Source organism: Caballeronia sp. LjRoot29, assembly GCF_964252755.1.
In the GTDB taxonomy this organism is placed as follows: Bacteria; Pseudomonadota; Gammaproteobacteria; order Burkholderiales; family Burkholderiaceae; genus Caballeronia.
Genome location: NZ_CAXUPU020000108.1, coordinates 1 through 346, shown reverse-complemented (window position 1 = coordinate 346; position 346 = coordinate 1). Strand labels below are relative to the sequence as shown.

Annotated in this window: 1 pseudogene; it reads right to left on the bottom strand. The window is 58.7% G+C overall.

Annotated features, from left to right (window positions below):
• Window position 1 precedes the first annotated feature (1 nt).
• A pseudogene (gene tuf, locus ACSQ83_RS35965) lies at window positions 2–346 on the bottom strand (elongation factor Tu); the annotation flags it as partial.

Here is a 346-nt window from a genome sequence, read left to right as displayed (position 1 = left end):
TTTACTCGAGAACCTTGGCGACGACACCAGCGCCGACGGTACGACCGCCTTCACGGATAGCGAAGCGCAGACCTTCTTCCATCGCGATCGGAGCGATCAGCTTCACCGTGATCGACACGTTGTCGCCCGGCATGACCATTTCCTTGTCCTTCGGCAACTCGATCGAACCCGTTACGTCCGTGGTACGGAAGTAGAACTGCGGGCGATAGTTGTTGAAGAACGGCGTGTGACGACCGCCTTCGTCCTTGCTCAACACATACACTTCAGCCGTGAAGTGCGTGTGCGGCGTGATCGAACCCGGCTTGGCCAGAACTTGACCGCGCTCCACGTCTTCACGCTTCGTGCC